Annotated in this window: 24 protein-coding genes and 1 pseudogene; 19 read left to right on the top strand and 6 right to left on the bottom strand. The window is 54.6% G+C overall.

Translation table 11 applies throughout. The features are described 5' to 3' along the window. Window positions 1–19: 19 nt before the first annotated feature. Both IPN69_19015 and IPN69_19010 read right to left on the bottom strand, forming a co-directional pair. Entirely contained in the window at window positions 20–1,684 is a 1,665-nt protein-coding gene (locus IPN69_19015; GenBank protein MBK8812801.1) for an NAD+ synthase, read from the bottom strand. A 158-nt stretch (window positions 1,685–1,842) separates the two neighbouring features. Further along, window positions 1,843–2,589: an ATP-binding protein gene (locus IPN69_19010; GenBank protein MBK8812800.1), complete on the bottom strand. Its 747-nt coding sequence runs from the start codon at window positions 2,587–2,589 to the stop codon at window positions 1,843–1,845. Between the two features lie 97 nt (window positions 2,590–2,686). Here IPN69_19010 and IPN69_19005 point away from each other — a divergent pair, with 97 nt between their 5' ends. Then, window positions 2,687–3,391, top strand: a complete 705-nt coding sequence (locus IPN69_19005) for a lysophospholipid acyltransferase family protein (GenBank protein ID MBK8812799.1) — start codon at window positions 2,687–2,689, stop codon at window positions 3,389–3,391. Window positions 3,392–3,475: 84 nt separating this feature from the next. Then, window positions 3,476–5,125, top strand: a complete 1,650-nt coding sequence (locus tag IPN69_19000) for an OmpA family protein (protein ID MBK8812798.1) — start codon at window positions 3,476–3,478, stop codon at window positions 5,123–5,125. A 110-nt stretch (window positions 5,126–5,235) separates the two neighbouring features. Here IPN69_19000 and IPN69_18995 read toward each other — a convergent pair whose 3' ends face one another. Continuing rightward, complete coding sequence (locus IPN69_18995; GenBank protein MBK8812797.1) at window positions 5,236–6,177, bottom strand: COX15/CtaA family protein; 942 nt, start codon at window positions 6,175–6,177, stop codon at window positions 5,236–5,238. A gap of 196 nt (window positions 6,178–6,373) precedes the next feature. Between IPN69_18995 and IPN69_18990 the strand changes: the two genes are divergently transcribed. Genes IPN69_18990 through IPN69_18980 form a run of 3 tightly spaced genes read left to right on the top strand, consistent with a single transcriptional unit; the run spans window position 6,374 to window position 8,176 of the window. Further along, window positions 6,374–7,183 (top strand): MBL fold metallo-hydrolase, encoded by an 810-nt coding sequence (locus IPN69_18990; GenBank protein ID MBK8812796.1) that lies wholly within the window; start codon window positions 6,374–6,376, stop codon window positions 7,181–7,183. Further along, entirely contained in the window at window positions 7,180–7,959 is a 780-nt protein-coding gene (locus IPN69_18985) for a TlyA family RNA methyltransferase (protein MBK8812795.1), read from the top strand. Before IPN69_18990 ends, IPN69_18985 begins: the two co-directional genes overlap by 4 nt. Window positions 7,960–7,981: 22 nt before the next feature. Continuing rightward, window positions 7,982–8,176 carry a hypothetical protein gene (locus IPN69_18980; protein ID MBK8812794.1) on the top strand — a complete coding sequence of 65 codons (195 nt, stop codon included), beginning with the start codon at window positions 7,982–7,984 and terminating at the stop codon, window positions 8,174–8,176. Here the strand turns inward: IPN69_18980 and IPN69_18975 are convergent. Further along, complete coding sequence (locus tag IPN69_18975; protein MBK8812793.1) at window positions 8,164–8,637, bottom strand: metalloregulator ArsR/SmtB family transcription factor; 474 nt, start codon at window positions 8,635–8,637, stop codon at window positions 8,164–8,166. The genes IPN69_18980 and IPN69_18975 overlap by 13 nt on opposite strands. Window positions 8,638–8,751: 114 nt before the next feature. Here IPN69_18975 and IPN69_18970 point away from each other — a divergent pair, with 114 nt between their 5' ends. The 5 genes from IPN69_18970 (at window position 8,752) to glpK (ending at window position 13,583) form a co-directional block, all read left to right on the top strand. Further along, window positions 8,752–9,369, top strand: a complete 618-nt coding sequence (locus IPN69_18970) for a VOC family protein (protein ID MBK8812792.1) — start codon at window positions 8,752–8,754, stop codon at window positions 9,367–9,369. An 18-nt stretch (window positions 9,370–9,387) separates the two neighbouring features. Next, window positions 9,388–10,563 (top strand): PLP-dependent transferase, encoded by a 1,176-nt coding sequence (locus IPN69_18965; protein ID MBK8812791.1) that lies wholly within the window; start codon window positions 9,388–9,390, stop codon window positions 10,561–10,563. Window positions 10,564–10,633: 70 nt separating this feature from the next. Beyond that, entirely contained in the window at window positions 10,634–11,695 is a 1,062-nt protein-coding gene (arsB, locus tag IPN69_18960; GenBank protein ID MBK8812790.1) for an ACR3 family arsenite efflux transporter, read from the top strand. Next, window positions 11,692–12,111 (top strand): arsenate reductase ArsC, encoded by a 420-nt coding sequence (locus IPN69_18955; GenBank protein ID MBK8812789.1) that lies wholly within the window; start codon window positions 11,692–11,694, stop codon window positions 12,109–12,111. The genes arsB and IPN69_18955 overlap by 4 nt, the downstream gene beginning before the upstream one ends. Beyond that, complete coding sequence (gene glpK, locus IPN69_18950) at window positions 12,108–13,583, top strand: glycerol kinase GlpK (protein MBK8812788.1); 1,476 nt, start codon at window positions 12,108–12,110, stop codon at window positions 13,581–13,583. The genes IPN69_18955 and glpK overlap by 4 nt, the downstream gene beginning before the upstream one ends. A 193-nt stretch (window positions 13,584–13,776) precedes the next feature. Here glpK and IPN69_18945 read toward each other — a convergent pair whose 3' ends face one another. Together IPN69_18945 and IPN69_18940 are read right to left on the bottom strand one after the other, a co-directional pair. Further along, window positions 13,777–14,949, bottom strand: a complete 1,173-nt coding sequence (locus tag IPN69_18945) for an ATP-dependent Clp protease ATP-binding subunit (protein MBK8812787.1) — start codon at window positions 14,947–14,949, stop codon at window positions 13,777–13,779. 444 nt (window positions 14,950–15,393) lie between these two features. Next, on the bottom strand, window positions 15,394–16,665 hold the full coding sequence (locus IPN69_18940; protein ID MBK8812786.1) for an inositol-3-phosphate synthase: 1,272 nt from the start codon (window positions 16,663–16,665) through the stop codon (window positions 15,394–15,396). A 394-nt stretch (window positions 16,666–17,059) separates the two neighbouring features. Between IPN69_18940 and IPN69_18935 the strand changes: the two genes are divergently transcribed. From IPN69_18935 to IPN69_18895, 9 genes and pseudogenes are all read left to right on the top strand, one after another. Beyond that, complete coding sequence (locus IPN69_18935; protein MBK8812785.1) at window positions 17,060–18,610, top strand: RHS domain-containing protein; 1,551 nt, start codon at window positions 17,060–17,062, stop codon at window positions 18,608–18,610. Between the two features lies 1 nt (window position 18,611). Continuing rightward, the gene (locus IPN69_18930) at window positions 18,612–19,097 is read left to right on the top strand and encodes a hypothetical protein (protein ID MBK8812784.1); all 486 of its coding nucleotides are present in this window, start codon (window positions 18,612–18,614) and stop codon (window positions 19,095–19,097) included. A 161-nt stretch (window positions 19,098–19,258) separates the two neighbouring features. Beyond that, a pseudogene (locus IPN69_18925) lies at window positions 19,259–20,008 on the top strand (RHS repeat-associated core domain-containing protein). 36 nt (window positions 20,009–20,044) lie between these two features. Further along, on the top strand, window positions 20,045–20,524 hold the full coding sequence (locus tag IPN69_18920; protein ID MBK8812783.1) for an immunity 26/phosphotriesterase HocA family protein: 480 nt from the start codon (window positions 20,045–20,047) through the stop codon (window positions 20,522–20,524). Window positions 20,525–21,171: 647 nt separating this feature from the next. Continuing rightward, entirely contained in the window at window positions 21,172–22,263 is a 1,092-nt protein-coding gene (locus tag IPN69_18915; GenBank protein ID MBK8812782.1) for an RHS domain-containing protein, read from the top strand. A 3-nt stretch (window positions 22,264–22,266) separates the two neighbouring features. After that, window positions 22,267–22,695, top strand: a complete 429-nt coding sequence (locus IPN69_18910) for a hypothetical protein (GenBank protein MBK8812781.1) — start codon at window positions 22,267–22,269, stop codon at window positions 22,693–22,695. A 124-nt stretch (window positions 22,696–22,819) separates the two neighbouring features. Next, complete coding sequence (locus tag IPN69_18905) at window positions 22,820–23,212, top strand: hypothetical protein (GenBank protein ID MBK8812780.1); 393 nt, start codon at window positions 22,820–22,822, stop codon at window positions 23,210–23,212. A 358-nt stretch (window positions 23,213–23,570) separates the two neighbouring features. Next, the gene (locus IPN69_18900) at window positions 23,571–24,398 is read left to right on the top strand and encodes a hypothetical protein (protein MBK8812779.1); all 828 of its coding nucleotides are present in this window, start codon (window positions 23,571–23,573) and stop codon (window positions 24,396–24,398) included. 265 nt (window positions 24,399–24,663) lie between these two features. Beyond that, the gene (locus IPN69_18895; GenBank protein MBK8812778.1) at window positions 24,664–25,050 is read left to right on the top strand and encodes an RHS repeat-associated core domain-containing protein; all 387 of its coding nucleotides are present in this window, start codon (window positions 24,664–24,666) and stop codon (window positions 25,048–25,050) included. Window positions 25,051–25,087: the final 37 nt, after the last annotated feature.

The following is a 25,087-nucleotide window of genomic DNA, read 5'->3' as shown; positions in this document are numbered from 1 at the left end:
GAGAGAAATCTCATTCGACCTACGGGGCCGTTCGCCGGTATTTATGCGTGATCGGGCGGCGCCGCCCGACGCCGATCGCGTTCTTTGAAATGATGATCGTCGGCGGCAATTGCTGACGCTTGAATTCGTTCGAAGGATGCTCGACCTTGTTCAGGATCTCGTATACCAATTTCGAATCGTTGCCCTTGGCGATGATCTCCGACGGCGACAGTTTCTGCTCAAAGTACAGATGCAGTATCGGGTCCATAAGTTCGTATGGCGGCAACGAATCCTGATCGAATTGATTCGGCGCGAGTTCGGCGCTCGGACGTTTTTCGATGATCCTGACCGGGATCAGTTCACGTCCGGCGCGCTCGTTGATGCGCCGGGCGATCTGCCAGACCTCGGTTTTGAGAACGTCGCCGAGGACCGCGAGGCCGCCGTTTGTGTCGCCGTAGAGCGTGCAATACCCGACGGCGAGTTCGGATTTATTTCCTGTCGAGAGCAGAAGTCGTCCTTCAGCGTTCGAGATCGCCATCAGGATCACGCCGCGCAGGCGCGACTGCATATTCTCGGCCGCGAGATTCTCGCCGCCTTTTTTCGGCTTGGTGAACTTCATTTGCCCGAGCAGCGTCTCGAACGCGCCGGAGATCGGTTCGATCCGCGATTCGCAACCCAGGTTTCGCACAAGTTCTTCCGAATCCTTTACCGAGCCCTCCGAAGAGAACGGCGAAGGCATCATCACGCAGAGAAGATTCTCCGATCCGAGCGCTTCGCACGCGAGCGCCGCGACGAGCGTCGAATCGATGCCGCCGCTCAAACCCAAAACCGCTTTTTTGAATCGGTTCTTTCGGGCATAATCCCTGATTCCGAGGACAAGCGCCTGATGGATCGAATCGATCTCGCCGCCGGTGATGCCGCGGGCATCGGGCTTTCCAATGTCGAGTTCGACCGATTCGACGAACTCCTCGAACGCCGTCGCCTGCAGAATGATGTCGCCCTGCCCGTCGGCGATCAGACTTGCCCCGTCGAATATGATCCCGTCGTTGCCGCCGACCAGGTTGACGAAGACGATCGGCACGCCGGCCGCTTTCGCGCGATGGGCGACCATCTCGCAGCGCAGACGGATCTTGCCTTTGTTGTACGGTGAGGCGTTGATCGAGACGAGCACGTCCGGACCGAGCCGGAGGGCTTCATCGGCCGGATCGGAATCGTACAGACGGTCTTTCCAGAACGTCTTGTCGTTCCAGAAATCTTCACAGACAACGACGCCGATCTTCTTCCCGTTGATCTCGTAAGGCCTATTCGGCTTGTCGTTCGGTTCAAAATAACGCGGATCGTCGAAAACGTCGTATTCGGGAAGGAGCGTTTTGTCGGTGAATCCGAGCAGTTCGCCGTCGTGTATGACCGCCGCCGAGTTATAAAGCCTTCGACCGTCGTTGTCCTCGTTCGGTCGGATCGTCCCGACGATCGCGGTTATGCCGCGCGTCGCCGGAATGATCGCCTGCAGCGGTTCGAGCGCGTGATCGATGATGTCCCGGTCCTGAAACCAATCCTGCGACGTGTAGCCGTGTGTGCAGACTTCGGGGAAGACGATCAGATCCGAACCGTCCGACTTCGCCTTTTCGATTGCGGCCAGGATCTTCGAGATATTGCCCTCGAAATCGCCGTTCGTCGTGTCAATTTGTGCGATAGTGACTTTCATTGTTCTGCAGCGTTCGCGGCTCTAAGTGTAAGTGAGATGATTTCCTTTCACAAATGGAATAGAAACGGCTTGCCGGAACGAACCGGACTGCCAAAAACTACCGACGGACGAGCAGATACGCCCGGAAATGAACAAAGTGAAGGTCGGGGAATTGTGCGTCAGGGGCGTTCCGGCCGTTTGACCATCGTCAGACGATTGCCGCGGTCGTTGTAAGAAACCTCATCCATAATGTTGTAAATAAAGAGCACGCCGCGCCCTGAGGTCTTGAAGAGGTTGACCGGGTCGAGCGGGTCCGGGATCTCGCTGACGTCAAAGCCGTCGCCTTCGTCTTCGATCGTAAAGCGCGCCTCGTCGGGCGAAACGTCCGCGCTGATGCGAACGAGTTTGGCCGAATCGAATTTGTTGCCGTGCTTGACGGCGTTCACGAACGCCTCGTCAAGCGCGATGAAAAGGTTCGATGTTTCGGGGTTGATGACGCCGACCTTTTCGACGCGCCGCATCAGATACGCCAAAATGTCGTGCATCAGCGAGATCAGGCTCGGAACCTCGAACTCGATCTTTTCGTGAACCGCCTGAACCGTCGCAAGCTTGTCGACGCATTCCGATTTGCAGTTGAGCGTGATCTCGATGCATTGTTTCAACTCCTCTTCGGTGCAGCCGGATTCGTTGAAGTCGTTGACCGAGAGCTTGAACGATTTGATCGCGCTGCGGTCATCGGCCGAATCGGTATCCGGCACGCCGTCGAGGTCCGAGATAACGATGCTGAACCGTTCCCGTTCGATGAGGTCGACGGCCTTATCGCGGCTTTCGACGGTTGTCACCGAGTGTCCAAACTCGGTAAACTTACGCGTCAAAAGGCTCGCCAAATCGTCGTGATCGTCAACAATTAAGATCTTTTTCTGCATCGCTTTAGGGGGTCAACAAGGCCCAAGGCCCCGATTTACGCTAGAATAGCTTGTTTTGTTGCAATCACAAACCAGAGCATCGGATACTTTGCATCGAATGGATGAAAAACTTCGACAATTCTACAGGTTCGCCGATCTGTCCGCGTATTCGTTTCGTGAACGGTTCCTGATTCGCGCCGCCGAACGCCTTTTCTGCGCGCTCGTCGCCTGCATCGGGCGGACGCTGCGCATTGAAGTTGCGGGCCTCGAGAATTTGGAGTCGGCCAGCGAACACGGCGGCGGGCCGATCTATTCGTTGTGGCACGAACACATCTTTTTCCTGACGTATCTGCTTCGCGATCGCAAAATCGTCGCGATGGCGTCGCGGAGTTTCGACGGCGAGTACATTGCGCGGGTCGTGACCCGATTCGGATTCGGAACCGTCCGCGGATCATCGAGCCGCGGCGGAATCGGCGCATTGATCGAGATGGCAAGAGCCGTCGAACTCGGCCTTCCGGCATTGATCACCGTCGACGGCCCGAAAGGCCCGCCCCACGTCGTCAAAGGCGGCGCCTGCTTGCTCGCGAAGCGAACCGGGGCCTTGTTGCTTCCGGTCTCGTTCGAGGCGATCCGTTTTCGCCGCGCCCGGAGCTGGGACGGACTCCGGATTCCGATGCCGTTTACTCGCGTTAGAATGTCTTATGGCGCCCCGATCCCGATCAGGGCGACTGATGATGTCGAGTCAAAAAGAACTCAATTGCAGTCTCAACTTGACGAACTCGAACGCTCTGGTGCAGTATGGCGTGAAAGCAACAGCAAGTAAGCCCCCGAATCTGCCCCGATCGAACGACGCCCCGCGTTCGTGCCCCTGAAAAAACTGAAAGAAAACAAAACAGGAGAAATACTTATGTTTGATTCGATTATCAAGGACGCACAAGAGAAGTTCGGACTTGGCGACAAGGCCGGAAGTCTGGTTTCATCGCTGCTCGGAATTATCGCCAATCCCGCAAACGGTGGCTTCGCCGGCTTCATCAATCGCTTTCGCGACGCAGGTCTGGGCGAACAGGTGGATTCGTGGATCTCGTCCGGCGACAACACGCCGATCACGGACGATCAGGTAGAGGCTGCGTTCGGCAATGAGACGATCGATTCGATCGTTGAACAATCCGGCGTCGAACGTGCCTCGGCGGTGTCGGCGCTCGGCTCAATGACGCCGCAGGTCGTCGACGCATTGACGCCTGACGGCGAAGTTCCGGACGACGCGAGCCTTTTGTCGAAGGTCAAAGGATTCCTGAGCGAATTCGGCGGAGCGGCCGGTGCTGCGGTGCTCGGCGCTTTGAGCGCCACCGGCGCTTTTGCCGGCGCGGCCGCGGACAAGATCGGCGATGCCGCAGGCGCGACGGTCGATGCCGGGAAAGCGGTGGTCGGAAAGGGAGCGGAGGTCGTCGGTGACGCTGCCGGCGCGGTCGGCGACGCTGCCGGCGCGACTTACGATGCCGGTAAAAAGGCCGTCGGGGCGGTCGGCGATTCCGTCGGCGGCGCGATTGGCAAGGTCGGCAACGTTCTTGACGGAGACGGAAACGGCGGCGGAGTGCTCAGATGGCTTCTCCCGTTGCTTATTCTGGTCGGACTTCTCGTTCTCGGCTACTGGTTCTGCGGCAAGTCGACGCCGACCACGACCTCGAATGTTAACTCGGCAAAATCGAACGTCAACGGCTCGATGCCGGCGAAACAGGTCGAATCGAGCTTCAGCATCAGTGCCAGGGACGGCAAATACGCCGTCACGGGCGTCGTTCCGGATCAGAAGACCTTCGATGAGATCAAGACCAAGCTCGAAGCGCAGTTTGGCGCCGGAAACGTCGATTTCAGCGGCCTCAAGGTCGATGCCAACGCAAAGCCGTTCGCCGCCGGTTGGTGGGACAACTTCGGAAAGCTCCTCCCGAGCCTGAAGGATTGGAAGAACGGAACATTGTCGTTTGCCGGGAACGCGATCACGGCGGCAACCGGGCTTCCGGCGGCCGCGCTCGACCAGCTGAAAACGCTTTTCGCGGGGTGGACGATGCCGGGCATCGGCGACGCCGAACGCAAACTGACCGAGGTTGCGCTGCCAAACGGTACGAAACTGCAGGCGTATCCGGGCGGGATCGAGGATCAACTGATCAAATTCATCCAGTCTGACGATTTCAAGAACGGCACCGATGAATCGCTCAAGAACAAGTGGTTCAGTTTTGACGATCTTAACTTCAAGTTCGGAACGACGGAACTCGCGCCCGAATCGAAGCGTCAATTGGATAACATCGTCGCGATCCTGAAGGCGTTCCCGAGTGTCAAGATCAAGATCGGAGGGTATACCGACAAGAAGGGCGATGACGCGGCGAACAAGAAACTGTCGGACGATCGTGCGAAAGCGGTCAAGGCAGCGCTTGACAAGGCCGGTGTCGGAGCGCAGGTTCCGGAAGCCGAGGGTTACGGCGAACAGTTCGCGACGGTGGCTGAAACCGCCGGCGACGAGGAACGAAAGGCTGATAGAAAAACCGCCATTCGATTGCTCAAGTAGAAAGTCGGATCGGGATCTGACCTGATCGACGGACAAAGAAAAAGGCAGAAGCGGAAAAACGCTTCTGCCTTTTCGGGTTTCGCGAAGCCCGGGCACGGACGCGCCGGCGACTATCCGGATGCCTCCTGCCTCAGAAAGTTCGCCGACAAAAGCACGATCGAGATCCAGATCAGGTCGGCCAGCAAAAGATGCCCGACCTGCATTACGATCGGACCCAAAAGAAACAATGTAAGCGTCCCGAACCCGAGTTGAACGATGACAAGCATGGTCGTAACCCTCGACCAGTAACCGACATTGAGATCATCCGGTCTCAATCCCTTTAGCCGAAGGGCCAGAAAAATCAGATAGAGGCCGCCGAATACCGAAACGATCGGGTGCAGAACCCGCAATCGGAGAAGGATATTCGAGGATTCCGCAAAATCCTTGGCAATGCCCTCGCCGATCGAACTCGAAGGGAACAATAAATTCGTAAGCGCCGCGATCGAGCCCGACATGCCGATCAGCAGGAACGCTATCACGCCGCCGATCAGCAACGTTTTCGCCTTGCCCGCGTTGTTGAATCGCAATTGCTCGCCGCCGCTCGCGAACCACGCCGTCAGCGTCAAAAAGGTCAGCAAAACGAGTGTCGTGATCAGATGCGCGCCCATCCAAAAAGGCCGCGCCGCGGTCAGTGTCTCGGCCGTGTTTCCGGTCAGAACAAGTCCGGCGCCGAGCAATCCTTCGATGATCACGAGAACGAAGGAACCCGCTGCCATCTTCAAGACGCGGCCCGGCTCGTTGCCCGCCCGCCGCCGACGGAACGCCCAGATCAGCAGCGCGATGACGATGAATCCGTCGAGCGCGCTCGTGATGCGGTGCGAGAATTCGATGACGGTTTTGAGTTCCGGCGCCGAAGGGATCACTTCGCCGTGGCAGGTCAGCCAGTGCTGGCCGCAGCCGTCCCCCGATTTCGACGCGCGCAGAAAGACGCCCCAGAGAATGACCAGAAGGTTGTAGCCGAGCACGAACCACGCGTACTTCGCGAATCTCGAAAGTTTTGTTTCGGTGTCCATTTTGATAAAGTCGAATCCTAGAATAGCACCGCGTCCGAACTTTCTGGAAAAAGTGAAAATATTAGAATCCCTAAAACCGATTCGCATCCGATTCGCATTAGTTCTCGTAACTCTTGTAACTTCAATTGTCACGGTTCTTGCGAAAGATCCCTACGTGCTTGTTCTCGGCATCGGCCAGGACGCCGGCGTGCCGCAGATGGGCTGTTCGACACCGTTCTGCGAACGCGCCTGGGATGATCCGAAACTCAGACGTCTCGTGTCTTCGATCGCGCTCGTCGATCCGGCAACGAAGTCGCGCTGGATCTTCGATGCGACCCCGGATCTGCCGGAGCAGTTTCAGATTCTGAAGAATGAAACCGGCGACGCGTCCAACAGACTCGACGGCATCTTCCTGACGCACGCTCATATCGGGCACTATACGGGGCTGATGTATTTCGGTCGCGAATCGATGGGCGCGGACGGCGTCAAGGTCTATGCGATGCCGCGAATGAGGGAAATGCTCGAAAAGAACGCGCCCTGGTCGCAACTCGTGTCGCTCAGGAACATCACGCTCGAAACGCTTGCCGACCGAAAACCGACGAAAATAGCCGAGCGGATCTCGGTTGAACCGTTTCTCGTGCCGCATCGCGACGAGTTCTCAGAAACGGTTGGATTCCGGATCGTCGCCAACGGAAAATCGCTCGTCTTCATACCGGATATCGACAAATGGCAGAAATGGACTCAGAAGCTCGACGAAGTCGTCAGAGCGAACGACTTCGTTCTGATCGACGGCACGTTTTACGCCGACGGCGAGATCCCGCGGCCGATGAGCGAGGTCCCGCATCCGTTTGTTTCCGAAACGATGGAATTGCTGAAGGATCTGCCGCTTTCGGAGAAGAGGAAGATCGCCTTCATACACCTCAATCACAGCAATCCGCTGATTCAGGGAAACAAGCAAACGATCCGCGATCTGCGCGCGAAAGGATTCGATGTCGCGCGTCAAGGGCAGCGATTTGAACTGAAATGAAGCGTGAAAGAATCGACAAACTTCTCGTCGAGCGCGGATTTGCCGATTCGCGCGCGAAGGCACAGGCGCTTGTGATGTCCGGAGTTGTGCTGGTCGGTGATAAGCGTGTCGAAAAGCCGTCGGAGCAGTTTCATTCGGATGCGCTGATCCGGATCAAAGGCGCTGCGGACGAGACCAGATACGTCGGACGCGGCGGATTGAAACTGGAACGTGCTCTGGCGGACTTTCATATATGCGTGACAGAATATGTGTGTCTCGATGTCGGGTCCTCGACCGGCGGATTCACTGACTGTCTGCTGCAGCACGGCGCGGCGCGGGTCGTCGCCGTCGATGTCGGGACCAACCAGCTCGTCTGGAAGATCCGCACCGATCCGCGCGTCGAGGCGCGCGAGAACGTCAACGCTCGATATCTGAAACCGGAAGATTTCGAGACTCGTTTCGACCTGATCGTGATGGACGTATCGTTCATCTCCGCGACGAAGATAATGCCGGCGCTGGTTGATCTTCTCGCAGAAGGCGGGCGCATCATCGTGCTCATCAAGCCGCAATTCGAGGCCGGCAGGGGAGAGGTTGGGAAAGGCGGGATCGTCCGCGATCCTGAGATACACGAACGCGTCGTCAGTCAGGTCAACGAGTTTGCGCACGAGATCGGGCTTGTTTGCGTCGGTTGCGTCGATTCCCCGGTTCTCGGAGCCGATGGCAATCGCGAGTTTCTCGCGCTTTACGCACCCGCGGACAACTTCAGCGATGTTGCAAACTCGACGTCGATTGGTTAGTTTCGAAACTGGATCAACAAAAATGAGCGGGCAGGGAACACAAACCAAGGTCGACGGTCGCGAATCAAAACGGGAGTTCGTCGAGGAAATTGACTATTATTTCGAAAACGGACTAATGGTACTGACCGCGAGATTCCTCGAACGGCGCGGCTACTGTTGCGCCAACGGTTGCCGGCATTGTCCGTACGGCGCCGGGTCAAACACTCAAAGCAAATAATCCGCAAGCTCGGCCGGTTCCTCGGCAACATAGGACTGCTCTTCAAATTCTTCTTCAAATTCCGGACCGCTGGCGAGGAAAGGCATCGGCGTCCGAGCGATCTGAACGAGCAGTTCCGGCGAACAACAAACATCTTCGTATCTGGCGCGATCGCGTCGGAGTTCCTCGCGGCTGTCGAGCCAGTTGAGTATCTCGTCCAAGACGAGCGCCGCGTTCTCATCGGACGGGCGGCGGATCCGATAGTGCATCCATTTCCCGTCGCGCCGGGCTTCGACGACGCCGGCGTTGCGCAAATAGGCCAGATGCCGCGAGATCTTGGGTTGGCTCTCGCCGAGGACCTCTGTAAAAAAACAAACGCAGATCTCCTCGTTACGCATCAGATTGAGCAGGCGCAGACGCGTCTTGTCAGCCATCGCGAGAAAGAATGCTTCCATTTCCTTGAGAACGCTCTCTTCGGTCATAGAAAAAAAATATCACAAAATCGAAATAAAGTCTTGACTTGGAGCGATGAACCAAATATATTCGTGTACACAGATATGGGCAGGCATATATGAGATCGATTAAGGAGAAATCATATGAAGACACATATTTCAATAAACGTCCGCGATGTTTCGCGGAGCATCGATTTTTACAGCAGGATGTTCGGTGCCGATCCGGTCAAGATCCGCGATGACTATGCGAAGTTCGATATCTCAAATCCGCCGCTGAACTTTACAATGAACCGGCGCGCGTTTGAACAGGGAGGGACTCTCTCGCATCTGGGGCTTCAGGTCGACTCGACAGCCGAAGTGGTGGAAATTGGCACGCGTTGGCGGGAAAGCGGTCTGATCACGCTTGATGAGATGGAGACCGACTGTTGCTACGCGCTCCAGGACAAGACCTGGATACAGGATCCGGACGGAAACCGTTGGGAAGTGTTCACCGTCTTGGCCGACACCAACCCGATTGCGACCTACGCCGCGAGCGCCTGTTGCGCGCCGGTCGGCGAAGCGGTTAGTATAGGTCAGAATTGTGCAGAGTGCAGAGTGCAGAGTGCAGAGTGCAGAGTGCAGAGTGCAGAGTGCAGAGTGCAGAGTGCAGAGTGCAGAGTGCAGAGTGCAGAGTGCAAAGTTCAAAGGTCAAAGATCAAAGATCAAAGGCCAAAGTTCAAAGATCTGAGTTCTAAGTTCTCAGTTCTAAGTTCTCAGTTCTAAGTTCTAATTCCAACCGCTATGTCCGAAAAATCAATCGAAACGATCGCCGTTCACGCTGGTGAAGATCCTCAACTGCACGCCGGCGCGGTATCTGTGCCGATCTACAACGCATCGGTTTTCGCGTTTTCCGATGCGGACGAGGCGGCGGCGATCCATAACTACGAAAAGCCGGGCTGGTTTTACGGCCGGCTCGGGAATCCGACCCAGGACGCGCTCGAGCGCGCGGTCTGCGAACTCGAACACGCTGACGGCGCGCTCGCGTTCGCTTCCGGAATGGCGGCCGTGACCGGCGCCGTTCTGACGGCGGTCAGATCGGGCGATCACATCGTCGCACCTGCCTCGCACTATGCGACGACGGGGAGTTTCTTCGATTATCTGGCGAGTGACTTCGGTGTCGGCGTAACCTATATCGATCAGACGGACGCGGAGAACTACCGTCACGCGCTGAGGCCTGAAACAAAGGTTCTGTACATCGAAACGCCTTCGAATCCGACGCTCAAGATCTCGGATATCGAGGCCATTGCGCGTATTGCCCGCGAGAACGGCGTGACGACGATCTGCGACAATACTTTCGCGACGGCGTTCAATCAAATGCCGCTCGACCTCGGCGTTGACGTCGTCCTTCATTCGGCGACAAAGTACCTTGGCGGCCACAGCGATCTGACGGCGGGCGTTATCGCCGGAAACAGGGATTTCGTTGAGAAGGCACGGCTTAAGACGACGAAACTGTTCGGAGGGAACATTTCGCCCCAGACCGCCTGGCTTGTTCTCCGCGGGATCAAGACCCTCGCGCTCAGAATGGAACGCCACAATTCGAACGGGCAGCGCGTCGCCGAGTTTCTCGCCGAACACCCGCGCGTCGCCGCAGTCAACTATCCGGGACTCGCGTCGCATCCCGGGCACGAAGTCGCCAAGCGCCAGATGCGTGGGTTCGGCGGTATGATCTCGTTTGACGTCGGAACGGTCGAAGCCGGAAAGACGCTCCTCAACAACGTCAAAATATGCACGCTCGCGACGTCGCTCGGCGGCGTCGAAACGATAATTCAGCATTCGGCGTCGATGACCCACGCCGGCTTGCCGCGCGAAGAGCGCTTGAAAGCCGGAATTTCGGACGGTTTGATTCGTTTGTCGGTCGGGATTGAAAACGCGGACGACCTGATCGACGATCTCGACGGCGCGCTGCAAAAAATCTAGTTCTCCACTCGCCGAGCGAGCGACCGTCGTGATAGTATATGGCTAAACGCATATATAGGACGGTGGCTCGATGAATTCCGTAGAATGCAATCCAACCAAACGACTTTCCTTTCTTGACCGGTTCCTGACTCTTTGGATTTTCGTCGCGATGGGTATCGGCGTCGCGGCCGGACATTTTCTCGTCGGGATCGAAGGTTTCATCAACCGCTTCCAGGTCGGGACCACGAACATCCCGATCGCCATCGGACTGATATTGATGATGTATCCGCCGCTCGCGAAGGTTCGCTACGAAGAACTCGGCGAGGTATTCAAGAACACCAAGGTCCTTGGACTTTCGCTTGTTCAGAACTGGATCATCGGGCCGATCTTGATGTTCGTGCTGGCGATCGTCTTTCTGCGCGACCAACCCGAATATATGGTCGGGCTGATAATGATCGGGCTGGCGCGCTGCATCGCGATGGTCATTGTCTGGAACGAACTCGCAAAAGGCGACACTGAATATGCCGCCGGGCTCGTCGCCTTCAACTCCATCTTTCAGGTTTTCTTTTACAGCATCTACGCGTGGATCTTCCTAACCGTTCTTCCGCCGCTGTTCGGGCTCGAAAGCAGCTTTGTCGATATCAGCATCTGGCAGATCGCCGAAAGCGTCTTCATCTATCTCGGCATTCCGTTTCTCGCCGGGTTTCTGACGCGTTTCTTTCTTGTAAAGGCGAAAGGCAAGGAGTGGTTTCACGAAAAATTCATTCCGCGGATCTCGCCTTTGACGCTGATCGCGTTGCTTTTTACGATCGTCGTGATGTTCAGCCTCAAGGGGGATCTGATCGTTCAACTGCCGTTCGATGTGATCCGCATCGCGATTCCGCTGCTGATCTATTTCGTCGTGATGTTTCTGGTCAGTTTTGCGCTCGGCAAATTCGCCGGAGCAGATTATTCAAAGACGGCGACGCTGTCGTTCACCGCGGCGAGCAACAATTTCGAGCTCGCGATCGCCGTTGCGGTCGCGGTCTTCGGGATCAACTCGGGCGCGGCCTTCGCCGCCGTCATCGGTCCGCTCGTCGAAGTTCCGGCGCTGATCGGATTGGTCAGCGTTTCACTCTGGTTTCAGAAGAAGTACTTTCAAAACGAAATATGAAAAGCGTATTGGTGCTCTGCACCGGCAACTCCGCCCGGAGCCAAATGGCCGAGGGTTTGCTCAAGTCATTGACCGACGGGAGATTTGAAGTCGAAAGCGCCGGGACGAAGCCGTCGATCGTCCGTCCCGAAGCCATCGCGGCGCTTGCCGAGATCGGAATCGACATCAGTGGGAACCGCTCGAAATCGGTCGACGAATTTGCCTCGCGTGAGTTCGACTTCGTCCTTACGGTCTGCGACAATGCGAAAGAAAATTGTCCGTACTTTCCGGCAAAGACCCGCGTAATTCATCGAATGTTCGAAGATCCGGTGGACGCCGGGGGCGATTTCGAAACCCGGGTTGCGGCGTTTCGGAAGGTACGCGACGAGATAAAGCAGTACTTTGAGGCCGAATTCATCCAACTGATCTCCGAATGACCTATATTCTCGCCCTCGATCAGGGCACAACATCGAGCCGCGCGATCGTCTTCGATCGCGACAGCCGCGTCGTTTCGATGGCGCAGCGCGAATTGACGCAGATCTTCCCGAAAAGCGGTTGGGTCGAGCACGATCCGGTCGAGATCTGGGAAAGCCAGGTCGAAACAGCGATCGAAGCGCTTGAAAAGGCTGGGCTTGCGGCCGCCGATATCGCCGGCGTCGGAATCACGAACCAGCGCGAAACGACGATCGTCTGGGACCGCGCGACCGGTGCGCCCGTCTGTAACGCGATCGTCTGGCAGGATCGCCGGACATCGGCCCGCTGCGACGCTGTCCGTGCCTCGCACGGCGACTTGATCCGTGCGAAAACCGGGCTCGAGACGGACGCTTACTTCAGCGCCAGCAAACTCGAATGGATCCTCCACAACGTCGAGGGCGTCAAAGCGCGTGCCGACCGGGGTGAACTCGCTTTCGGCACGGTCGACAGTTGGCTGATCTGGAATCTTACATCCGAAAAAGCGCATTTAACGGATGTTTCAAACGCCTCTCGGACGATGCTCTTCAACATCAATTCGCTCGACTGGGACGACAAACTGCTCGACCTGTTCGATGTTCCGCGCAGTTTGCTCCCGCGCGTCACCGCGTCGAGCGAGGTTATCGGCGAGATCGAATCGGTTCCGGCGCTGAAGGGAATTCCCATCGCCGGAAACGCGGGAGATCAACAGGCGGCATTGTTCGGTCAGGCTTGTTTCGAACCCGGACTTTCGAAGAATACCTACGGGACGGGTTGTTTTCTGTTGCAGAACATCGGTGAAAAGCCGATCGCCTCGAAGCAGCGCCTGCTGACGACCGTCGCCTGGAAGATCGGCGATCGCACCGAATACGCGCTTGAGGGCAGCGTTTTCATCGGCGGCGCGGTGATTCAATGGCTTCGCGATTCACTCGGGATCATCAGCACCGCCGCGGACGTCGAGGAACTCGCGAACTCGGTTCCCGACAACGGCGGCGTCTATTTCGTTCCGGCCTTTGCCGGTCTCGGCGCGCCTTATTGGAATCAGGACGCGCGCGGGACGATCGTCGGACTTACCCGCGGCACAGGACGCGCGCACATCGCCCGGGCGGCGCTCGAATCGATCGCATTTCAGTCGGCGGAGCTTTTGGAAGCGATGCACGCCGATTCGGGGCAGCAGCTGCTCGAACTCCGCGTTGACGGCGGTGCCACAAAGAACGACGCCCTGCTCCAATTTCAGTCCGATTTGCTGCAGATTCCGGTCGTCCGTTCGAAGGTTACGGAGACGACCGCGCTCGGCGCCGCGTACCTCGCCGGTCTCGCGGTCGGCTATTGGAAATCGACCGAAGACTTGCGGCATCACTGGCAGGAAGACAAACGGTTCGAACCGCGAATGTCCGCGGACGCGTCGGCGCGGCTGATGGCGGAATGGCGTGTCGCTGTGGAGCGCACGATAAGTTAGATTAGGCCGCAGGTTGATTCGAGCCACGAGCCGCGAGCTGACGGCTGCGAGCGTCAACCGAATTAAAAAGACCCGCAAAAAGCGGGTCCCTCGAAACCGATCGGAAATCGCAATTCGCAAATCGCTGATTGCAAATCGCTGATCGCTGATCGCAATCGCAAATCGCTGATCGCTGATCGCAATCGCAAATCCGTTAGCTTTCGTCGTTCGACTTGTTGCCTTTTCCGCTCGCCGCGGCCTGAACTTGCGGCAACGGGAGACCGACGGCGTCCGAAATCTTCTCAGGTTCGTCGTCGATCGAGATGTCCTCGACTTCGTTGACGATCATCTTGCCTGACTGCTTTGCAAACGTCAGCTTTTCGCCCGCCGCGTCAAAATCGACGAGGACGAGATCGCCCGTCTCGACCTGTTCGGTCGCAACCAGATTCGAAAGCGGATAAACCAAAAACCGTTCGATCGCGCGTTTCAAGTGCCGAGCGCCGTACTTGAGATCGATTCCCTCGCTGAGCAGGAACTCTTTGGCGGGATCGGTGCATTCGAAGACGAATTTTGTCCCGGCCGATTCCGTGATCCGCGCCTGAACATCCCGCAGTTCGATCTTCAGGATCTCACGCAGGTGATGTTCCTTCAAACTCCTGAAAACAACGACCTTATCGATTCGGTTCATAAACTCCGGCGAGAATTTGCGGCGGGCCGCCTCGAGCGCCGTGCGATAGATCTTGGTGTCGATCTCGTTGTCTTCCTGCGCTTTTCCGGTTTTGCTCGGGGCGAATCCGATGCCGCCCGAGATCATATCGCTCATCTCGCGCGCGCCGAGGTTCGAAGTCATAATGACGATCGTTTTCGAAAAATCGACGCGACGGTTGTCGCCGAGCGTCAGCGTCGCCTTATCGAGGATGCCGAGCAGCAACTGCCACAACGAATCTGAAGCTTTCTCGATCTCGTCGAAAAGCACGAACGTCAGTTTCGTCTCGTCCGTGTGCGCCTTGTCGAGGTTTTCCTGGGTCAGCATCGGCGAAGTTTCGCGATGGCCGAGATATCCCGGAGGCGAGCCGATCAGCTTGGCGATCTCGTGCGAATGCTGGAATTCGGCGCAGTCGATCTTGACGACCGAGTGCGGTTCGCCGAACAGGACTTCGGCCGCGGCCTCGACGACGCGCGTTTTGCCGGAACCGGTCGGGCCGAGAAAGAGCATCGTGCCGATCGGGCGCGAAGGGTTGTTCATCCCCGCGAGATAGATCTGAAACAAACCGCTCATACGGCGGACGGCGCGTTCCTGACCGACGATGCGGGCAGTCAGCTTGTCCTCGAACTCCGCTGCCCGTGGCGACTTTTGGTCGGGATCGAGCAATACCAGTTTCTCCATCTTGTTCTTTTTGACCGATTCCTGTTTCATATCCTTTCTCCTGGCTCGTCGGTCGATCTAAATGACCAACTCGCTGCGAAATAGACGAACTGTCAATCCTCAATTGCCGAAGAAATTCCGGCGAATTGTCGAATGCATTGATGATTTCAAAAGATTTTTCGTTGGCCGGAACCGATCTCAGGAAGGCATTCCCGTTCCGTGCGTTTTGATTTGACCGAGCCGTAAATCCAGCAAGTTCGACTCCGCATATTGTTTTACACAAAAAAGAGAGGTGTTTCAAGTGGTGGAGGTCAGTAAGCAGTACAGAGTGGATAGTGCAGAGTGCAGAGTGCAGAGTGCAGAGTGGATAGTGCAAAGTGGATAGTGCAAAGTGCATAGTGCACAGTGCAAGACCACTTGAGAACTTTGTACTATGCACTTTGCACTATCCACTCTGCACTGACATCACTGCTCATCATAATAATCGAGCCCGAGATGCGTGATCAGATCTTCGCCCATCAGATGGCGCAGCGTGTTCTTGAGTTTCTTGAGCTGAATGAACAGATCGTGCTCCGGATAAAGCCCGGCCGCGGTTTGCGGCGCCTTGAAGTAGAATGACAGCCATTCCTGTACGCCTTTGAGGCCGGCGCGCTGCGCGAGATCGAGAAAGAGCGCGAGATCGAGCACGAGCGGCGCTGCGAGGATCGAATCGCGGCACATAAAGTCGATCTTGATCTGCATCTTGTAGCCGAGCCAGCCGAAGATGTCGATCGCGTCCCAACCTTCCTTGTTGTCGCCGCGCGGCGGGTAATAGTTGATCCGGACGACGTGCGAGATGTCACCGTAGAGGTCCGGATTCTGCCCGGGCTGCAAGATCGTCTCGAGCACCGAAAGTTTCGATTCTTCCTTTGTTTTGAAATTTTCGGGATCGTCGAGCACTTCGCCGTCGCGGTTGCCCAAAATGTTCGTCGAATACCAGCCGTCGAGTCCGAGCACGCGCGCTTTCAGTCCCGGCGCGATGATCGTTTTCATCAATGTCTGGCCAGTCTTGAAATCCTTGCCGCAGATCGGGACGCGATTCTGTTCGGCGAGTTTCGTCAGCGCCGGAATGTCGACCGAAAGGTTCGGCGCGCCGTTGGCGAACGGAACGCCGGATTTGATCGCGGCGTAGGCGTAGATCATCGACGGCGCGATGCGTTCGTCGTTGTCGTACATCGCCTTTTCGAACGCTTCGATCGATTCGTGAACTTCCGAGGTTTCAAGGTAGATCTCGGTCGATGCCGCCCAAACGATGACGAGCCGGTCGCAGCCCTTCTCGGCCTTGAACCGCGCGATGTCCGCCATCAGCTGTTCGGCAAGCTCCATCTTGTTCGCGCCTTGCTTGATATTTGTCCCATTCAGGCGCTTGACGTAGTTGTGTGAAAAAACGGCCGGCATCGGCGTCAGCGACTGAAGTTGCTCGCGAAGTTCCTCGACGAGTCCCTTTTCGAGCACGCCGGCGTGGAGCGCCGCGTCATAGGCCGATTCGGGAAAAATGTCCCAGGCGCCGAAAACGACGTCGTCAAGCGCGGCCAGAGGGACAAAATCCTTGATCTTCGGCGAGCGGTTGTCGGTCCGTTTGCCGAGCCGGATCGTGCCCATCTGCGTCAAACTGCCGATCGGTTTCGCCGTTCCCTTGCGGATCGCCTCGACACCCGCGACAAAAGTCGTGCTGACCGCCCCGAGCCCGACCAGCAAGATTCCCAATTTGCCCTCCGCGGGCGCGATTTCAATGCCTTTGTTTGCCAATTGTTTGCTCCGTAAACTATGTAAGAATGATAACTTTACAGAATTGTTAAGGCAAACAAGACGATGTTCCTGAAGTTGCGGTTGATTCTGGGATGCAGTGCCGTGATCACCAGAAATCAGCGTTTTCCTGACGCTATGTAAGATCTCGCAGCTGAAGACCGCGACCAACGAGAACGGGACGGTTTCGTTCAATTACGACAATCGCAACCGACTACTCAATACCACCGACGTTTTCGGACACACGGTCGGCTACAATCATCTTTCCAGCCCGACGTTAAACAGGCTTGAATTAATTCTCGACGGATCGGTCCACGCGCAGTATAATTTTGACGATGCCGGGCGTTTGACGAACATTGTCAATCCGGCTGATTCGACAACGATCGGGTTCACCTACGACAACGCGAACCGGCCGGAAACGAGGACTTTTCCGAACGGTGTCACTACAACTTACACGTTCGACAGAATGAGCCGGCTGAAGCGGCTGAAGGACACGAGCCAGACGGCGACGCTCTTTGACAGACAGTACGAATACAACAACGCGAACCAGATCGAAAGCGTAACCGAACCGGGCAGGGTCCGGAATTTCTCGTACGATTTCGTCAATCGGCTGACCGGAATGACGAGTCCGACTGAACCGGCCGAATCCTATGATTTCGACAAGGTCGGCAACCGGACAAGCTCGCACCGGAGCGCGAACTACGGTTATGAGTCAGGCCAGTTCAATCGGGTAAGCTCAACCGATACAGCCGGTTACGTATACGATCAAAACGGCAATATCCGGATGAAGGCTGAGGGCAAAGAGCTCTGGCGCTATCAGTGGGATTTCGACAACCGGTTGGTTTCGGCATCGACCAGAAAGCAAACGGTGCGTTACAAATACGACGCTCTCGGACGCAGGATTCAGCGGTTCATCGTCGGCGGGAAAGAGAACACGAAGTTCATCCACGACGGCGCGGATGTCATCGCCGACGACAATTCGGGGACACTGACGAAATACATCAACGGCCCCGGAATCGACAACAAGCTCCGGATGCAGACCGGCAGCGATGTCAGGTACTTCATCGCCGATCATCTGGGGTCAACAAACGCGCTGACCGACGCTTCCGGAAATGTCACGTCGTCCGCGGCCTACGATTCATTCGGCAATGCAACCGGCAACCTTGCGACCCGGTACAAGTTCACCGGCCGCGAGTACGATGATTTCACCGGACTTCATTACTACCGGGCCCGCTGGTACGACGGCAATCTGGGACGGTTCATCTCCGAAGACCCGATCGGGTTTGCGGGCGGCGATGTGAATTTGTATGGGTATGTCGGAAACGGGCCGCTTGGTGCGGTTGATCCTTTCGGAACAATTTCTGATGATGCATTACTCAAATTAGCCCCGCACGACTTAGGAATGGGATACCGCGCCCGTATCGATCGCTTCAACGGTCCGGAGGGCTTCGAGATTCACGTCTATTCGCCTAAGGTAAATCGAATCGGTGCTCAGGCGGAGGTCGGCATTGTTAATGGCCGGAACGGCTGGATCGCGAAACATGGCTTTCCGTCGGTTCCGCCCGAAGGACTTCCTCAACCCGTACTTAACAAGTTAAATGGTTTGAACGTGGACGTTCTACGTCAATACGAGTTGATTCCTCCGAAGGGTTCAGCAAATATTCAAGGCGGCAGGTACTTGTTCCCAGGGCGATCGATCTTTGGAACGATGGGGCGAACCGTGTTGTATCTTGGAATAGTTGAGGGTCTATTAATTGACTATGGGACTTATTTTAGGGCGGAATCATGCGGTCGAACATTTGGAGAACAATTCGCTGAAGATAACCGAAACTACCGGTACATCATGACGCCCTTGGGGTTGTTGCCAAATCCAAGTTACATCGAGGAGATCTATTGAAATGCGCTATCTGGACTCATCCGCGCCTCAGGTTACGGCCTCTGTGTGGCGGCGATTATTTGACGAGTACCGTCGTTCGCTGAATGAAGTTGCCGATCGGCTACCGGAAGGGGTTCGCAAATTTGCGATTTCTGACTGGTATTACGACGCGAGCGATCACCGTTGCCCGCATGATTCTTCGGTCGGATCCGTTTCGGTAACCGAAGAGAATGGGCAGATCGCGATCCGATTGAGATTGTTCGGAGCATTTCACGACGGCGAGTTGGTTTTTGATTACAAGATGGTTTCGAGTTATCAGATTTCGCTCCGAAGCAATCAGTTTGAGACGAAGACTCACAGTGACTGGGCCGTCGATGAAATCGGGCTTTCCGATGATGGATCAGTCGTTCACGAGATCCGATTTGTTTACGGCGACCAATGGCGAATTGAGTGCTCAGATATCCAATTTGCGTGGCATCCATTCGATGAGTCATTGACAAACGGCTAAGGGACTTATCGAAACGCGGGGATTTCAAAGGTTTATTCAAGACCGAAGTTAACATCTGATTTTCCGTTGCGAGTCATCCTCTAACTGACAGTTCCGGAAACGTCACGTCATCGGCGTCGTACGATTCATTCGGCAACGCGACCGGCAACCTTGCGACGAGATACAAGTTCACCGGCCGCGAGTACGATGATTTCACCGGATTGCACTACTACCGCGCCCGCTGGTACGACGGCAATCTCGGCAGATTCATCTCCGAAGACCCGATCGGCTTTGCTGGTGGCGATGTGAATTTGTACGGGTATGTACGGAACAAGCCTGTAAGTCACTCTGATCCGTTCGGTCTCGATGAATACGCGATGATGGAGCGGTTCGCGAATCAGGAATCGACGAATCGATCGACGGATGAGATTCTTGACGACCTACAGTTTCGTCTTGCGACGGCCGGCAACACTCCGTTTTTCGGAGAACCGCTTGATCTGATAGACGGAATGATAAGCCTCTTTCGCGGCGATTATTACGGCGCGGGAATGAGCATTCCGTCAATGGTGCCCTTTTTGGGAACCGGCGCCGGAGTCCTGAAGATTTGCAGTCGAGCAGATAACGCGATCCCTCGCGGCGGTGTCTATCGATTGGTCGATACAGATACCGGGCAAATAATGAGGACCGGGCACACCAATGATCTTGCAAGACGTAGGGGCGAGCACTTGCGAGACCCGGCGCTTGGTCAATTTGGTTTCGAACCAGTGTTTAAGACGGATGACTACGGACAACAGCGGGGTCTGGAACACTACGTTTACAATTTGTCGAATGCTCCGTTGGACAAAATCAGACCAATCTCGGATCGGAACAAAAAAAAGCAGCATTATCTCGACGCAGCAGATGACTTTTTGAAAGAGCTAAACCGGCGATAGATTAATCAATGAAATCGGACGAACGAGACTGAAGCTATGGCACGATGGAAGATCAATTACGAAGAAGGAAGCTATTTCGCGGTTCCCTTGAAACAGGGAGGATTCGGAATCGGGGTTGTTGCACGAATGGCGCCTCGGGGCCGGGCGCTTTTGGGCTATTTTTTCGCGAATCATTTCGCGGACGTTCCAATGCTCAAGGAACTTGCCACCTTCAGGCCGTCCGATGCGATCACGGTTCAGATATTCGGCGATCTTGGTTTGGTAAACGGAGAATGGCCGGTAATCGGCAAGCCTCACGACTGGAATCGGGATGAATGGAAGATGCCCGTTTTTTATCGACAGGAGCCGATAATGGGGATGCTCTTTCTTGTTGAATATCCTGATGATAACCCTAATGGATTATCGATTGAAACAAAGGCAACGACCGAGCAAGTAATAGGCCTTGAGAAGGATTGCGCTCACGGCTACAAGTCGATGTCGGGTCTACTCTCACGACTGATTGCAGCTTGTGTCTAACTTGATCTATCGTTGCCGATCATCTCGGGTCAACAAACGCGCTGACGGACGATTCGGGAACAACGCCCTTAATCCGCATTACAACATCATTCGATTTCACGATGACACGAAGGCGTCGATCATAATCGGCGGGAACTAAGAATTATGACGTTTGATGAAGTTAGCAGATATACTGCGAATGGGTCTGTTTGTGTAGACATTATCTCGACACCACAATACTCGGGATTTGTAAGAAGAGTGATTTTCTATCCGAGAAATCGGGTGTGTATAGAGTTTGTCGGCATAGATGTAGGCGAGGATGAAAGTGGATACGAATTTTGTTGTACGTTTTCGTCGCTCGATGAAGCGATAAATAGCATTGAACAGTACCTTAATAAACCACTCTCGAGTTGGATCAATCACACGAAAACAGGAATCCGGCCAAAAATAGAAGAGTCGACGGACATCGAGACGGGTTATGAACAGCTCAAGAAGGATATAATCAGCTCGAAAATCTCTCTTCCGCGAACTGGAGGATATGTGCCAAAGTTCGACTTAGGTATCTTATAATCACCGGGTTGAGCGACTCTCGAAAAAGCAACTTGAAGACTGAATGCCATCACCGACCGTGACAACGATGATTTCACCGGTCTCCATTATCATTTTGAATTGATGCGGCGATCACGATATTTCCAAACCGTGAGTCCGACAGTTCGGGGACGCTGACCAAATACATCAACGGCCCGGGCGTCGACAACAAACTCCGGAAGCAGACCGGCAGCGATGTCAGGTATTTCATCGCCGATCATCTCGGGTCAACAAACGCGCTGACTGACAGTTCCGGAAACGTCACGTCGTCAGCGTCATACGATTCATTCGGCAACGCAAGCGGCAATCTTGCGACGAGATACAAATTCACCGGCCGCGAGTATGATGATTTCACCGGATTGCACTACTACCGCGCCCGTTGGTACGACGGCAATTTGGGAAGATTCATCTCCGAAGACCCGATCGGCTTTGCCGCCGGCGATGTTAATTTGTATGGGTATGTCGGCAACGGGCCGCTTGGTGCGGTTGATCCGAGCGGGCTAACCGGAAATGAAGTACTTGCCGTTACTCAGACGATAACTCAGATTTCGCCGCTTCTTGAACAGGTGATCGCGACAACCGGGTCGGAAGCGTTGCGTAACGCAAGACTCCTTGAGGAAATAATTGCCAACTCAAGCACGGGAGCGAGAGTGGGCGCCGCGGGCGGAGTCGGTGGATTAGGAAGCGTCGTGGCCTACGGCGGAACCTCAGTCTCGGCGGCCGGGGCCGCCCCGGTGGCAGGCACTGTAGGCGCCGGTCTGGTCATTGGCGGAGCAATCGGACTGCCGATCGGCATTTACACGTCGGAACTGGAATCGAACCCGTTTGTGAACGGACCGCTCAATCCTTTTGGAAAGTCCGCCACGGAAGTAGCCAATGAGTCTTGGACTCCCCTCACGCCGGCGGAAGCGTGCAGGATTCACGGGAATTCCGCTAATAGTCTTAGGCCCACTTGGGGATATAAACTGTACAGCACAGACGGCACTTTCCTGAAGAACGGAATTACGTCGAACCCTGTTCCTGAGAGAAGATACACAAGGTGGTGGATGAACGATAAACAGATGATTATCGAAGACCAATTTCCAAATCGGCGTGAAGCGCTGAATTGGGAATATGGTGAAAATATGACGACTCCGGGTCCACTGAATCGAGAAAGATACATTAAGCGGTGAGTTATGCGCGAAACGAAGAGTATTCTTGGATGTTTTGTTTCATCCTTCAGAAAAGATGGATCGGGACCATTGTTTACTTCATATGTCTGGGGCGAAAATAGTATTTCCGAACGATTGAGTGTGCTGATGAACGAAACCTACGGAAATGATATGGAGCTGATCCTGCTCCAGTTTTATGTGAATCCAATTCCATATTTGCGGCAACAGCTGAAAGAAATTGAAGGTTATCGAAAAAAGGAAAAATCCATCGGAATCCCGATAATCGTCAACGATGAGAACTTTTTCAGCAAGTCGGAGGCGGAACGGTTCGAATTCCTCAAACAATCGATACTTCAAAAACTAGATCTTTTGGCGGAAGTTGTCAAAAAGAAGAAACTCGACACAAATATCCAATCGTTGAAGGAGGATGTTGAACGGGTACTGTCAGCGTAACTCGGTTTCTTCGAGATTTGGGCATCTGGAGCCAACCTGCTTCACCCGTCGTTGAAGTAAGCGTGATATGCGTGACATAGAAAATATCTTCGGTTGTTTCCTGAAAGTTGGATTCGATCCGAATTTGTCGGAGCAGGAATTCTTGGAACTGGCGGGCACATTCAGGCCTTATATTTGGGGTGAGAACGGCTTCAGTAACAGGTGGACAGAGCTGAAATACGCGAAATATGGAGAAGATTTGGAACTGGCGCTATTCCAGTTCCATGTCAAACCAACATCGACCGAACTTCTAAAAACGAAGGAAATCGAACCGTACCGCATAAAGGAAAAATCCATCGGAATTCCGATAATCGTCAACGATGAGAACTTCTTCAGCAAGTCGGAAACCGAACGGTTCGAATTTCTTAAAGTGTCCATACTTCAAAAACTCGATCTTTTGGCGGAAGTTGTAAGGAAAAAGAAGCTCGACACAAATATCGAATTGTTGAAGGCGGATGTTGAAAAGGTTTTGGGTTAGCCGTTTGGAATTGCCGGAATTTCAGACATAATTCTTGCTGGATCGTTTCCCTGAGCGTAGCGCGAATGGAAACGAGACAAGTTCTACCGTCCCTGAAAGGGACAAAGGCAATAGCGTCGGGAGCATCACGACGGCAGGATTTCAGAAGATGATTTGGAGTCCCTGAAAGGGACGCAGGAGTACAAACTGCTGTCCTGCGTCCCCTTCAGGGACGGCGAACGGTTAGCGATGATTTCGTCGGGATTCTCCCGACGCTATTTCCTGCGAGCCTTTCAGGCTCGGCCGTGAGTCCGACAATTCGGGATCTCTGACGAAGTACATCGACGGCACCAACGCATTTCGGATTGGCGATTTCAGAATGTGGATCGCCGCGCCCGAAATCGCAAATCGGCAGTCGCAAATCGCAAATTGGGTGACCGGCAATCTTGCGACAAGATACAAGTTCACCGGCCGCGAGTTCGATGATTTCACCGGTCTTCATTACTATCGTGCGCGATGGTACGACGGTAATCTGGGAAGATTCATCTCCGAAGACCCGATCGGATTTGCCGGCGGCGAAGTTAATTTGTACGGGTATGTACGGAACAAGCCTGTGAGTTACTCTGATCCGTTTGGTCTCGATGAATACGCAATGATGGAGCGGTTCGCCAACCAAGAACCGCAAAATCGGACAACAGATGAGATTCTCGATGATTTGCAGCTTCGTCTAGCTGTTGCCGGCAGTACCCCGATAGTCGGGGAGCCATTCGATGCGGTCGACGGAGTTATTAGCTTGTTGCGTGGCGACTATTATGGTGCATCGATGAGCCTTCCCGCAATGTTGCCTTTTGTGGGAGCCGGGGCCGGTATTGTTAAGATTTGTAATCGAACAAACAAGATCTGGAATGCCAATCCAAAGAAAGGATTAGATAGTGTCGGAAATGCATTCGAACACTGGAAAAAGCACAAGGACAATCTTCCCGAATATCAGAACTCACTCGAGTATGTCGGTGGCGCCAGGAATTTTTTTGACAGTCCACCGCCAACAACGCTATCAAAGGTTAGACCAAACGGCGACCGAGTTCTTTTTGATCCTACTTCTGATTTGTTCGGGGTAGAAAGAAACGGGATACCGAGTACGTTCTTTCGGCCGGATCCAGCAGTTCATGGCAGGAAAACCAACCTGGAGTATTTTTATGACCAGTAACGAATTATTCATTTGCAGAGTATGTGGTTTGGCCCAGCCTGATATGCCTTGGGGCGAAAGCGGAGAGGATCCGAGTCACGACATTTGCGATTGCTGCGGATCAGAATTCGGATACGAGGACTCTTCGATTGCTGCAATTCAGAAAAACCGTGCGTTGTGGATAGAATCGGGGGCAAAATGGTGGAACAGCAAAGTCATGCCGAATGACTGGATTTTGGAACAACAGCTTGAGAATATCCCATTTCGATATAGATAAGCGCCTGAGATAGAGACAGTTCTGTCATTTGGCAAAACGTGCCGTGAGTACGATGATTTCACGGGACTTCATTACTACCGCGCCCGCTGGTACGACGGCAATCTCGGACCGTTCATCTCCGAAGACCCGATCGGCTTCGCCGGCGGTGATTTCAATCTTTACGGGTATGTCGGCAACGGGCCGCTCAATCGTACTGATCCTTCGGGGTTGATCGATCCGAGCGTCTATCAGGATCCGACGATGTACAGCAGCGGAGGATTCGCGAATCCGGCTGAATTCGCCGACGGCCTTGATAACGGGCTTGATGGAGTTGAACAGTCAACTTACTCCTCGATTTGGGTATTAGTTTTGGGCTTTTTGCATTGTATAGATATTGGGAACTATTTGATTTCCTGAGAAATTGAAATGAGAAAACAAATTATCCGATTTGCCG

Source organism: Acidobacteriota bacterium, from assembly GCA_016715115.1.
GTDB lineage: Bacteria > Acidobacteriota > Blastocatellia > Pyrinomonadales > Pyrinomonadaceae > JAFDVJ01.
This window is presented reverse-complemented; position numbering and strand designations above follow the sequence as displayed.

Coding starts and splice junctions, on each gene's coding strand:
- IPN69_19015 (MBK8812801.1), bottom strand. CDS start 1,684: ATGAAAGTCACTATCGCACAAATTGACACGACGAACGGCGATTTCGAG.
- IPN69_19010 (MBK8812800.1), bottom strand. CDS start 2,589: ATGCAGAAAAAGATCTTAATTGTTGACGATCACGACGATTTGGCGAGC.
- IPN69_19005 (MBK8812799.1), top strand. CDS start 2,687: ATGGATGAAAAACTTCGACAATTCTACAGGTTCGCCGATCTGTCCGCG.
- IPN69_19000 (MBK8812798.1), top strand. CDS start 3,476: ATGTTTGATTCGATTATCAAGGACGCACAAGAGAAGTTCGGACTTGGC.
- IPN69_18995 (MBK8812797.1), bottom strand. CDS start 6,177: ATGGACACCGAAACAAAACTTTCGAGATTCGCGAAGTACGCGTGGTTC.
- IPN69_18990 (MBK8812796.1), top strand. CDS start 6,374: ATGGGCTGTTCGACACCGTTCTGCGAACGCGCCTGGGATGATCCGAAA.
- IPN69_18985 (MBK8812795.1), top strand. CDS start 7,180: ATGAAGCGTGAAAGAATCGACAAACTTCTCGTCGAGCGCGGATTTGCC.
- IPN69_18980 (MBK8812794.1), top strand. CDS start 7,982: ATGAGCGGGCAGGGAACACAAACCAAGGTCGACGGTCGCGAATCAAAA.
- IPN69_18975 (MBK8812793.1), bottom strand. CDS start 8,637: ATGACCGAAGAGAGCGTTCTCAAGGAAATGGAAGCATTCTTTCTCGCG.
- IPN69_18970 (MBK8812792.1), top strand. CDS start 8,752: ATGAAGACACATATTTCAATAAACGTCCGCGATGTTTCGCGGAGCATC.
- IPN69_18965 (MBK8812791.1), top strand. CDS start 9,388: ATGTCCGAAAAATCAATCGAAACGATCGCCGTTCACGCTGGTGAAGAT.
- arsB (MBK8812790.1), top strand. CDS start 10,634: ATGAATTCCGTAGAATGCAATCCAACCAAACGACTTTCCTTTCTTGAC.
- IPN69_18955 (MBK8812789.1), top strand. CDS start 11,692: ATGAAAAGCGTATTGGTGCTCTGCACCGGCAACTCCGCCCGGAGCCAA.
- glpK (MBK8812788.1), top strand. CDS start 12,108: ATGACCTATATTCTCGCCCTCGATCAGGGCACAACATCGAGCCGCGCG.
- IPN69_18945 (MBK8812787.1), bottom strand. CDS start 14,949: ATGGAGAAACTGGTATTGCTCGATCCCGACCAAAAGTCGCCACGGGCA.
- IPN69_18930 (MBK8812784.1), top strand. CDS start 18,612: ATGCGCTATCTGGACTCATCCGCGCCTCAGGTTACGGCCTCTGTGTGG.
- IPN69_18920 (MBK8812783.1), top strand. CDS start 20,045: ATGGCACGATGGAAGATCAATTACGAAGAAGGAAGCTATTTCGCGGTT.
- IPN69_18910 (MBK8812781.1), top strand. CDS start 22,267: ATGCGCGAAACGAAGAGTATTCTTGGATGTTTTGTTTCATCCTTCAGA.
- IPN69_18900 (MBK8812779.1), top strand. CDS start 23,571: ATGTGGATCGCCGCGCCCGAAATCGCAAATCGGCAGTCGCAAATCGCA.